At 46.4% G+C, this 10,445-nt stretch carries 11 protein-coding genes; 8 read left to right on the top strand and 3 right to left on the bottom strand.

Annotated elements, in window-relative coordinates; translation table 11 throughout:
• Positions 1-53 precede the first annotated feature (53 nt).
• From D9Y29_RS19245 to D9Y29_RS19210, 8 genes are all read left to right on the top strand, one after another.
• Positions 54-335 (top strand): co-chaperone GroES, encoded by a 282-nt coding sequence (locus D9Y29_RS19245; RefSeq protein ID WP_127131260.1) that lies wholly within the window; start codon positions 54-56, stop codon positions 333-335.
• A 71-nt stretch (positions 336-406) separates the two neighbouring features.
• Positions 407-2,035, top strand: coding sequence for a chaperonin GroEL (gene groL / locus D9Y29_RS19240; protein WP_127131258.1), 1,629 nt, complete (start codon positions 407-409; stop codon positions 2,033-2,035).
• A gap of 33 nt (positions 2,036-2,068) precedes the next feature.
• Positions 2,069-2,530: an Hsp20/alpha crystallin family protein gene (locus tag D9Y29_RS19235; RefSeq protein ID WP_127131256.1), complete on the top strand. Its 462-nt coding sequence runs from the start codon at positions 2,069-2,071 to the stop codon at positions 2,528-2,530.
• 126 nt (positions 2,531-2,656) lie between these two features.
• Positions 2,657-2,950 carry a hypothetical protein gene (locus D9Y29_RS19230; RefSeq protein WP_127131254.1) on the top strand — a complete coding sequence of 98 codons (294 nt, stop codon included), beginning with the start codon at positions 2,657-2,659 and terminating at the stop codon, positions 2,948-2,950.
• Positions 2,951-3,067: 117 nt separating this feature from the next.
• Complete coding sequence (locus tag D9Y29_RS19225; RefSeq protein WP_127131252.1) at positions 3,068-3,742, top strand: response regulator transcription factor; 675 nt, start codon at positions 3,068-3,070, stop codon at positions 3,740-3,742.
• Between the two features lie 17 nt (positions 3,743-3,759).
• Positions 3,760-5,151, top strand: a complete 1,392-nt coding sequence (locus D9Y29_RS19220; protein WP_164735482.1) for a HAMP domain-containing sensor histidine kinase — start codon at positions 3,760-3,762, stop codon at positions 5,149-5,151.
• Between the two features lie 173 nt (positions 5,152-5,324).
• Positions 5,325-5,897, top strand: coding sequence for a universal stress protein (locus tag D9Y29_RS19215; RefSeq protein WP_127131248.1), 573 nt, complete (start codon positions 5,325-5,327; stop codon positions 5,895-5,897).
• Positions 5,842-6,771 (top strand): bestrophin family protein, encoded by a 930-nt coding sequence (locus D9Y29_RS19210; RefSeq protein ID WP_127131246.1) that lies wholly within the window; start codon positions 5,842-5,844, stop codon positions 6,769-6,771. The genes D9Y29_RS19215 and D9Y29_RS19210 overlap by 56 nt, the downstream gene beginning before the upstream one ends.
• Positions 6,772-6,942: 171 nt before the next feature.
• Here the strand turns inward: D9Y29_RS19210 and D9Y29_RS19205 are convergent, their stop codons facing one another.
• Genes D9Y29_RS19205 through D9Y29_RS19195 form a run of 3 tightly spaced genes read right to left on the bottom strand, consistent with a single transcriptional unit; the run spans position 6,943 to position 10,443 of the window.
• The gene (locus D9Y29_RS19205; RefSeq protein ID WP_127131244.1) at positions 6,943-8,079 is read right to left on the bottom strand and encodes a TlpA disulfide reductase family protein; all 1,137 of its coding nucleotides are present in this window, start codon (positions 8,077-8,079) and stop codon (positions 6,943-6,945) included.
• Between the two features lie 39 nt (positions 8,080-8,118).
• Positions 8,119-9,057, bottom strand: coding sequence for a discoidin domain-containing protein (locus D9Y29_RS19200; protein WP_127131242.1), 939 nt, complete (start codon positions 9,055-9,057; stop codon positions 8,119-8,121).
• 15 nt (positions 9,058-9,072) lie between these two features.
• On the bottom strand, positions 9,073-10,443 hold the full coding sequence (locus tag D9Y29_RS19195; RefSeq protein WP_127131240.1) for a RagB/SusD family nutrient uptake outer membrane protein: 1,371 nt from the start codon (positions 10,441-10,443) through the stop codon (positions 9,073-9,075).
• Positions 10,444-10,445 lie beyond the last annotated feature (2 nt).

The following is a 10,445-nucleotide window of genomic DNA, read 5'->3' as shown; positions in this document are numbered from 1 at the left end:
CCTATTTATAACCCGGATTTATCCGGACAACAATGATTCAAAATCATAAAACTATGGCAAACAATTTCAAATTCACGCCACTTCATGACAGGGTTATTGTAAAACCCGCTCCGGGAGAGGACAAAACAGCCGGAGGCATCATTATTCCCGACACAGCAAAAGAAAAACCGCAGCGCGGCACCGTAGTTGCGGCAGGTCCCGGTAAAAAGGACGAACCCGTAACTGTCAGGTCCGGTGATACCGTTTTGTACGGAAAGTATGCCGGCACCGAGATCCAGGTGAACGGAGAAAACCTGCTGATCATGCGCGAATCAGACATTTTTGCCGTGCTTTAGCAGGCTGTATAGTTTTCTATTTTTTCATTGTTCAATTTTTTTTCTTTCCATTTAGTAAAAAACTTACAACTATGGCAAAGCAACTTTTCTTTGAGACAGATGCAAGAACAAAAATGAAAAAAGGTGTAGACATCCTGGCCAATGCAGTGAAAGTAACATTGGGGCCCAAGGGCAGGAATGTTGTACTGGAGAAAAAATTCGGCGCATCCGCCATTACTAAAGATGGTGTAAGTGTGGCAAAGGAAATTGAACTCGAAGATCCCATCGAAAATATGGGCGCTCAAATGGTAAAAGAAGTGGCATCCAAAACCGCCGATATAGCAGGCGATGGAACAACCACTGCCACCGTGCTGGCACAGGCCATCATCCAGGAAGGTCTGAAGAATGTAGCGGCCGGCGCCAATCCGATGGACATTAAAAAAGGCATAGATAAGGCAGTGACCACTATCGTTGCGTCCATCAAAGAACAATCCCAACCTGTTGGAACGGATGGCAGGAAGATCACACAGGTTGCCACTATCTCAGCCAACAATGATGAAACCATTGGCAAACTGATTGCAGAAGCTTTCGAGAAAGTGGGAAGGGAAGGTGTGATCACCGTGGAAGAAGCGCGCGGCACAGAAACCACTGTTGAAGTGGTGAAAGGTATGCAATTCGACAGGGGCTATGTCTCCCCCTACTTCGTTACCAATTCAGAAAAGATGCAGACCGTACTGGAGAATCCATACGTTCTGCTGTACGATAAGAAGATCTCAGTAATGAAGGACCTCATCCCTGTGCTGGAAAAAATTGCACAGTCGGGCCGTCCATTATTGATCATTGCCGAAGACCTGGATGGAGAAGCACTGGCCACCCTGGTAGTGAACAAACTCAGGGGCATTTTGAAAGTAGCGGCAGTGAAAGCCCCCGGCTTCGGAGACAAAAGAAAAGAAATGCTGCAGGACATTGCTGTACTTACCGATGGAAAACTGATCAGCGAAGAACAGGGATTCAAACTTGAAAATGCAGACCTCAGCTTCCTCGGCTCAGCAGAATCTGTTACTATCGATAAGGACAATACCACTATCGTTGGTGGAAAAGGGAACAGGGATGATATCAATGCCAGGGTACAACAGATCAGGACACAAATGGAAAACACAACATCCGGTTACGATAAAGAAAAGCTTCAGGAACGACTGGCCAAGCTGGTTGGCGGAGTAGCGGTATTGTACGTAGGCGCTGCCACTGAAGTGGAAATGAAAGAGAAAAAAGATCGCGTGGATGATGCATTGCATGCAACTCGTGCAGCAGTGGAAGAAGGCATTGTTCCTGGAGGCGGCATTACCTATATCCGGTCCATCGATGTGCTGGAGCCCCTCAAAGGCAGCAATGAAGATGAACAAACTGGTATTGCTATTGTGAAGCGTGCAGTGGAAGAACCACTTCGTCAGATCGTAAAGAACTGCGGCCTGGAAGGCAGTATCGTTGTTCAGAAAGTACGGGAGGGGAAAAAAGACTATGGTTTCAACGCCCGCACTGAACAGTACGAGCCATTACTGGAAGCAGGTGTGATAGACCCTGCAAAAGTAACGCGTATTGCCATTGAAAATGCAGCTTCCATTGCAGGCATGCTGCTAACCACCGAATGCGTGATCAGCGATAAGCCTGAGAAAAAAGAAGCTGTTACCGCAACACCCGCTATGAGCGGCATGGATTACTAACCATATTCATCAATTTCTAAAAAGGAGAATATTATGGCAAACATCATCAAAAAAGAAAATGGTCATCAACCCGCTGGTTTCGGAAGCGTGGTAGATCAGATCTTTCAGAGTAATTTGTCGCGCTTCTTCGATGACTCCTTCTGGGGATTCAATGGTCTGAATGAACGGCACCGGGTACCCGTAAATATCCGGGAATCAGCGAACGATTACCTGATTGAAATGATGATACCCGGTATCCGGAAAGAACAGCTGGCCATCGAAGCCGGTAACGACATGATCACTGTTTCCTATGAGGATACAGAAGAGAAAAAAGAGAACAGGGACCAATACATTCAGCAGGAATACCGTCATCAGTCTTTCAGCCGGAGCTTCCGCCTGAACGACACGGTTGATGCGGGAAACATCACTGCGAAATACGAGGATGGCATTTTGCGGCTTTCACTACCGAAAAATGAAAAGTCCAAAAAGGTTTCCAGGACCATCGCCATCCAGTAGTGGTCTTTCATGCAAAATAAGGGCAGGCTTGTACTGCCTTTATTTTTTAACTTTATATAACGGTAAAGAACAAGTGTAATAATGCATGTGCTGCCGGGCCACTGTTTCAATCAATAAGATCTGACCATGGAAAAGAATTTCTATATCATGATCCACCTGAAAGTGAAAGGAGAACTGCAAATAATCGGCAGGTTCTCTATCGGCAATAATCAGTCGAAGGCGTACACCCTTTTCAAGAAACTCAAAGGCAACAGTGCTGCCGATGGCACAGAAGTCTTGTTTATGGAACTCACCGAAACCCTGTCCGGGCTACCGGTCAATATCAACATGATCGCCTGTACGCTGGATGAACTTTCTGCAAATTGCCGTACCATTACCAAGGAGATCTTCAAATGGAACAATATGGACCTGCTGCATTAAAATCGTTTTAATATCGGCAGTCTTGACCCTTTAAATCCTCAACAATCCGCAGTTCTCCGATACATTAAGAAACTTCTATGAATTCAACCCCTATTTTTGCCCGACAATTCAACTACCGTGAGAACATTGTTAATTGAAGACGAAGCAGCAGTTGCTGTAATGATCAACAAAGGACTGAGTGAATCCGGTTATTCGGTAACCGTGGCTCCTGACGGACATATCGGATTGGATATGGCGTTGAACAATAATTTCGACATCATCATACTGGACATCATGCTGCCGGGTATCAATGGGCTGGAACTTTGCAAGAAGCTTCGCCGTAATGATATCAGCACTCCCATCCTGATGCTGACTGCATTGGATTCAACAGAGAATATCGTGTCCGGCCTTGACAATGGGGCGGATGATTATATGACCAAGCCTTTCAAATTCCCCGAACTGGAAGCCAGGCTGCGCAATCTTGCCAGGAGGAACAGCAATACCGTGAAGCCTTCTGACCTGCTGCAGGCGGGGGACCTGGTGGTGAATACAGCCGCAAAATCTGTTCACCGGAGCGGACAGGAGCTCAGTCTCACCGCTACCGAATACCGTCTTCTCGAATTCATGCTGCGCAATAAGGGAAAAGTACTTTCCCGCATTGAGCTCCTTGAAAACGTATGGAGCATCAATTTCAACATGGGCACCAACGTGGTGGATGTGTATGTGAACTACCTGAGAAAGAAGATCGATAAAAACAATACTGCAAAACTGATCCATACTGTAACTGGTATGGGCTATATCATCAAAGGATAACCGCTATGAGGATCCAGATGAAAACCGCTCTCCTGTTCACTGCTATTACAGCTGCGCTCATCCTCGCAATCAGTATGAGTGTATATTATTTCACCAGCCGTTTCGCTTTCAATGATTTCCTGAAAAGGCTGGAACTGAGAGCAGCCCTCTCTTCCCGGATCCTTTTCGAAAAAGACCAGCCCTCCGTTGACGCATTGAATGAGCTCCGGGAACAATACCTGGAAGTACTGCCCCACGAAAAAGAATACGTATTCAAATACGACAGCATCAACCAGGACCTGCTTCGCCGGCACGGTCTTCCACTTAATTTGTCTTTTGTAAGAGAAGTGGAAAACAAGAACGGCGGGGTGGTGTTCGAGCATATGAAGGGTGTATATTATGCGGGCCTCCTGTACAGTAACGCCAGAGACGGCCGTTACCTGATCATCAAATCTGCCGTGAACAAACATGGGGAAGACATGCTCAGGAACCTGTTGCACACCAAGGCCATTGCTTTCGTCTTTTCCGTGGTGGTGGTTTTCTCCATCAGCCTGTTCTTTTCCCGGAAAACGCTTGAGCCTGTACGTAAGATCATCAGCCAGGTGAACAATATCAGCGCTCACAATATGCACCTCCGCCTGGAAGAAAAAGCGGAAACCGAAGGTAAAGACGAGATCGGCGAACTGGCCGGCACTTTCAACAAGATGCTCGACCGCTTACAAACCTCCGTTGAAACACAGAACAATTTTGTGAGCAACGCTTCTCATGAGCTGCGTACGCCGCTTACCGCCATCATCGGTGAAGCTGATATCTCGCTCTCCAAAGAAAGGTCGCAGGAAGAATACCGCAATTCACTAATGATCATTTCCCGCGAAGCAGGCAGGTTGCATAAGCTCACCAGCAGCCTGCTTAACCTGGCCAAATCGGGATTCGATGGAAAAAAACAGAACTGGGAATTGCTGCGAATGGATGAGCTCGCTTTCACAGTGAAAGAATCTATCGATGAGATCGATCCGCAAAATCAATTGCAGCTTGATTTCACAGCATTGCCGGCAGATGAAGACAGGATCTCTGTATTGGGCAACCTCAACCTGCTGAAACTGGCGCTCACCAATGTGGCCATGAATGCCTGCAAATATTCCAATAACAGGATAGTTAAACTCAGTGTTGAATCCTCCGGAAAAAAAGTGTTGGTGGTGATCACAGATGAAGGCATAGGTATCCCGGCAGATGAGCTGAAACATATTTACGAGCCATTTTTCAGGGCCTCCAATACGAATAGCTATGAGGGTTATGGCGTGGGACTTCCGCTTACACAGGCAATCCTAAGACTGCATAACGGTAATATAAATGTGCATTCGGAAGAGAACAGGGGAACGATCGTAACATTGACCCTGCCCATGGCCGCACATTCAGAACACACAGTGTAAGCCCTGCTGGCAGTGAATTCCGCCGGAATGCCCTTCACTCTTAACTCTATCTAATATCTCTTATCATATTCTAATGGAATTCTTACAGTTCCTTTAAGTGTGTCTTAAATACTCTTAATCACTACAGCTCAACTTTGCATTCATAACCGATTATTGAATTCAAAGTATACAAAATGAGAAATGTATTGATTCCCACAGATTATTCACTGGCATCGTTGGAACTGGTGGAAAAAACCGTTCAGTGCCTGCAACACCAGAACCTGAATATTATCCTTTTCCATGCATTCGAGATCCCATTCCATGTTACCGATATTGTAGGCAATAATGGAAAACTGCCTTACAGGGATATCGTTACCGATGCGTTCCGCAATGGCTGCAAACGGCTGAAAGAGCAGTTTCCCAAAGCCATTCAAAGCATCTTGCTCCGGCATCTTTATGGCAACACTTCTGCTGTATTCCACAATTTTTGTGATGCCAATGAGATCGATCTCATCGTTTTCCCTGATCATTTCGTGTTCACACCTGTACATCCCCAGAGCGTGAATCCTGCTCCCCTGTTCAGAAAGGCAGGCTTGCCATTACTGAAATCATTTACGCAGGCGAAGAAGCTGCAGGCAGTTCCTTCCAGTACTTCGCCTGAGATGAAAGCAGTTATTGAAAACGAATACAACGTAACAGAAACAGAAGTCTATGCTACTAAAAAACAATATTCCGCTGCGGTACATCTTCGGGAAGATACGCAATGAGCTGTTCTTCATGTTGATCTACACAACAGCCATTGCAATATTTCATGAGTATGTACATTTCACGCCCATCAGCATTCCGCTTGCTGTGCCGGCAATTCTTGGAACTGTTATCTCCCTCCTGCTCGGTTTCCGGAGCAACCAGGCATATGACCGCTGGTGGGAGGCAAGACATATCTGGGGCGCCATCGTGAATGATTCACGTACGCTCGCCAGGCAGGTGCTTACTTACACGGATGTATTGTACCCGGGAGATGAAGTACAAAGATTCCGTGAAAGGATGATCAGGCGACAGATCGCCTGGTGTTACAGTCTCGGACAAACGCTGCGTCAGATGCCGCCGGCAGCAGGGCTGGACCCTTATCTGAATGTGAAGGAGCTGCAGTTCCTCTCGCATTATGATCATGTGCCCGGGGCTTTGCTGGAAATGCATGGCCGCAACCTGCGCGAAGCACAGGAAGAAGGCTGGATCAACAGATACCAGCAGGTGGAGATCGATCGCACATTGACACGCCTCTGCGATTCAATGGGCAAATGTGAAAGGATCAAGAACACTGTTTTTCCAAGTACATATAGTTTGTACATCCACTTCTCGCTGCTGCTGTTCATCTGTTTGCTGCCATTCAGTCTGATCGAGTATTTCGGATTTTTTGAGATCCCATTAGTGATGGCTGTATCGGCTTGTTTCTTATTGATCGAAAAGATGGCCATCCATTTACAGGACCCGTTCGAGAACAAACCAACGGATACGCCGATGACCACCATTGCGAGGAATATCGAAAAGAACCTGAGACAGATGCTGCGAGATCAGGAATTGCCGCAGGCTCATGCAGAAGAAGGTGGCGGTAAGAAGCAAAAAGTGTATTATATCATGTAGGTGTTTCTTTCCTTGAATATCAGAAGCCGGGTTGCTTGCAGCAGGTCCCGGCTTTCTGTTCTGTTTTACACTTTTGATCAACCATTGCTGCCACGCTGGATCATCACTGAACACAATTCCGGCATCATTCCAGGAATTATTCAGTAAGTTCAGTGTAAATCTATGAAGCAATTACATTGTGAACAACTCTCCTAATTTCTTACCCAATTCTTCTCCGCGCAGATTCCTGCCAATGATCTTTCCATTGGGATCGATGAGGTAGTTGGCGGGTATTGCTTCGATGCCATATAGCTCAGCAGCCTTGCTTTTGAACCCTTTCAGTTCAGACACCTGCGTCCAGGGTAGTTTGTCCTGGTTCACTGCGTGCAGCCAGGCCCTTCTTCCATTTTCATCATCGAGGGAAACGCCGAGGATGGTAAAGTTCTTGTCTTTATACTTGTTGTAAGCCGCCAGCATTACCGGGTTTTCAGCGCGGCAGGGTTTGCACCAGGAGGCCCAGAAATCCACCAGCACATACTTACCACGGAAATCCGACAACCTCACAGGTTTTCCAGTTGTATCGTTTTGCACAAAATCCATGGCCATCACGCCGATATTCGTTTTCTTACCTGTTTCGATGATGGAAGCCAGTTGTTTGCCAAGTTCGGATTCACGCTGCTTTGCAGGGAAACGGGCAAAACGGGCGGCAGCGGTATCAGGGTTGAAATCATAAGCCAGTTCCACCTGTTTAAAGGTCAACAGGGCAATATAGGAATCAGGATGAGCAGCCATGAACACGCGGTTCACGCTATCGTAACCAACTTGCGTAACGCGCATTATGGCGCCCGCTGCTTTTCGCCAGTTGCTGTCGCTCCGCTCTTCAGTTTTCATTTTATTGTACACTGCTACCAAAGAATCAGCAGATCTTTTGTGGGGCCTTTGCATGGCGCGAAGCTTTTTATCATCATCATTGGTTTGTGAACCTTTTACTTCAGCGCGAAAAATGGAATCCTTTGTAGTGATGGAGATAACGGAGTTTTCAATATAGAAAGCCAGGTAGTCTGTATAGGAGTACTTTGGCTTTGGCAGGTCATCGTGTTTAACGATCAATTCTGCCTGGGCCGGGGAATTCAGGTTTCCTTTGAAAGTGAATTTCCCTTTCCGGATCACAGTGGAATCAACCACTTTCTTTCCTTCATTACTGTAACTGAGGAAGGCCATTGCGGGAGCGTCGAGTTTACCGATTGTTCCGCGGATCGTAAAACCTTTTTGCGCCAGCAGGCTCAAAGGAAGGCAGCAGACCGCTGCCAAAATGCTCTTTCTTATCATTTGCACTTTGTTATTTTCTTGAATGAATAAACTTTCACGTTAAGGCACCAGCGAAATGCCGCTGATGAAGATGGCATCATAAGCAGAAATATACTTCACGGAAGCAAGTGAAGTGAACCGCAGGTACCTGGCTGTTATTTCACCGGTATTGAGTGTTTGCATATTGCTGGCGATGCCGCCGGTAAAAATGCCGTTGTTTGTCCAGTTGGTACCATCCATACTCGTTTCGATCTGAATAGAAGTTGGATAGCCGCCCAGGTTTGGATAATTCAACGCTGTAGGAACATAATAGGTCACTCCATTAAAAACTATTTCCCTGTTGAAGTTGATGGTGATCCACTGAGGCATCGATTCAGTAATATTGCTGGCCCAGTAGGTAGAGAGATTATTATTATCCAGTACATTGGCTGCGGCCAATGTAGCATACACGGAAGATACACCAGCGATTGTCCAGCCATCCTTGTTGATGAACAATGGCTTTCCGGTTTTGAATACGATATAAACCACACGCTCCGTAGCAACACCTTCCACTTTTCCATCAACCGATTGTATCACAACAGGTACAACGTAAGTTGTATACTCAGTCAGTTTTGTTTGCAGGCCGAAATTGATCTGAGCAATATCTGATTCGTTTTTTCCTGCGGAAATACGAACAGTTGGTTTATAGAATAAATAAGAGGTCACAGGCATCAATGAACCTTCACCGAACTTTGAACGATAGTCAGCGATCTTTGTAGTGTCCACGGCAAAGCTCACCCAATGATCAGCGCCTGCAGTTGAATTGGCCAGCATCGCTTTAAATTCCAGCACTATCGTGGTATCCTTCAAGATCGAAAGAGGCATTTCAATGGTATCCTTGCTGGCATCCAGTTGGAATTGTACACTACCTTCAGGAAGTGGAGCCGGCGCCTTGTCTTTGCTGCAGGCAGTCAGCCAAACAACAAAAGTGAAAAAAAGGAATATATGAGTGTTACGCATTGTTGTTGGTTTGTGTTAGGGATTCTGTTTCATGCCCGGGTTATAGGTCAGTACCTGCACAGGGATTTGCAGCGTATACCTGTCGCTGTGAGGCTCCAGGGAAGTAATGATATTGCCCTGCGCATCGTACCTGTTCACTGTGCCCATCCTGTTCTCCTTGTTGAGGCGGCGCATATCCAGCCAGCGAAGGCCTGTGAAAGGAAGTTCATGACTTCTTTCTTTCAACACTTCGTTCAGCACTTCTTCCTGGTTGCCCGATTGGAATGGAACATAGCTGGCGGCGGCGAACCTGTTCATGCGAACTTCGTCCAGTTGCTGCAGAGCGGTGGTCAGATCATTACTGCGTGCAGCGCATTCAGCAATGATCAGTTTCATTTCCTGAACTGAAGTACCGGAATTGGCATAGGTAAATGAAGGGGTTACGTATGCGGGGAAGAATTGGGTGGCGCCTCTTTCTGTAAACGAGTAGCCATCCCGGCTGTAATAGAGTTTTCTTACTCGCAGGTCATTGCCGGCAAAAGAACGCAAGAAGTCAAGCGTAGGAATGCTGCTTCCAATGACCATTCTTCCATAGATAACATCAGGGTGAACACTGATCAGGTTGGAAGCAGGGATCGTTCCATTGAAATTGATCATTACCGCATTGGAATATTGTAACGCCAGCGCTGCATTCTTTTGCGCATCAGTATAATTTCCCGCATAGAAATATACACGGGCCAGCACACTGTAGGCAGCTGCTTTGGAACCTCTGAAACGATTGGCGCTGTTGTCTGCGGGCAGATCGGGAATGGCTGCATTCAGGTCATCGATGATCTGTTTGTGCATTTCAGCAACCGTGATCCTTGCAGGCACTATCTGTGTAACGTCGTTCGATGTAACAAAAGGAACGGCCAGGTCCTGGCTGGCTGTGGTTGAATCGTACAATTTTCCATATTCATTCACCAGGTGGAAATACTCCAATGCTCTTCCCAGCAAAGCTTCGGCTTTCAGCGTTCTTTTTTGAACAATAGTTCCGCCGGTAGCATCATCAATCCCAACCAACACAGTATTGAAGTGATTGATCTTTGAATAATGCTCTCCCCAGAATGCAGGAGAAGCATTCAGATCAGTGGAAAATTGGGAAGCCCAGGTATAGATCAGCTCATGTTCTTTTACGGGAGGAAGGGCGATATTCACCATATCTACATTATCACCCAAAAAATTCAAGAGATTATTTACCGGAGAAAGGCCGTAAATAACCGATTCATCATTCAACCACAGATCGTAATCGGCTGTAGTGGTGAGTAGTCTTTTCCCTTTCGGCGTTACATCCAGGTATTTATCACATCCGGCAAAGACCAGACAGAACAGCAATAGCTGGATGGATATATATTTAGCGTATTTCACTT

Origin of the sequence: Pseudoflavitalea rhizosphaerae (assembly GCF_003991355.1) — a bacterium.
In the GTDB taxonomy this organism is placed as follows: Bacteria; Bacteroidota; Bacteroidia; order Chitinophagales; family Chitinophagaceae; genus Pseudobacter; species Pseudobacter rhizosphaerae.
This window is presented reverse-complemented; position numbering and strand designations above follow the sequence as displayed.

Excerpts from the sequence above, each read along its gene's own strand:
- D9Y29_RS19235 (WP_127131256.1), top strand. The coding sequence starts at position 2,069 with ATGGCAAACATCATCAAAAAAGAAAATGGTCATCAACCCGCTGGTTTC.
- D9Y29_RS19245 (WP_127131260.1), top strand. The coding sequence starts at position 54 with ATGGCAAACAATTTCAAATTCACGCCACTTCATGACAGGGTTATTGTA.
- D9Y29_RS19210 (WP_127131246.1), top strand. The coding sequence starts at position 5,842 with ATGCTACTAAAAAACAATATTCCGCTGCGGTACATCTTCGGGAAGATA.
- D9Y29_RS19200 (WP_127131242.1), bottom strand. The coding sequence starts at position 9,057 with ATGCGTAACACTCATATATTCCTTTTTTTCACTTTTGTTGTTTGGCTG.
- groL (WP_127131258.1), top strand. The coding sequence starts at position 407 with ATGGCAAAGCAACTTTTCTTTGAGACAGATGCAAGAACAAAAATGAAA.
- D9Y29_RS19230 (WP_127131254.1), top strand. The coding sequence starts at position 2,657 with ATGGAAAAGAATTTCTATATCATGATCCACCTGAAAGTGAAAGGAGAA.
- D9Y29_RS19215 (WP_127131248.1), top strand. The coding sequence starts at position 5,325 with ATGAGAAATGTATTGATTCCCACAGATTATTCACTGGCATCGTTGGAA.
- D9Y29_RS19205 (WP_127131244.1), bottom strand. The coding sequence starts at position 8,079 with ATGATAAGAAAGAGCATTTTGGCAGCGGTCTGCTGCCTTCCTTTGAGC.
- D9Y29_RS19220 (WP_164735482.1), top strand. The coding sequence starts at position 3,760 with ATGAAAACCGCTCTCCTGTTCACTGCTATTACAGCTGCGCTCATCCTC.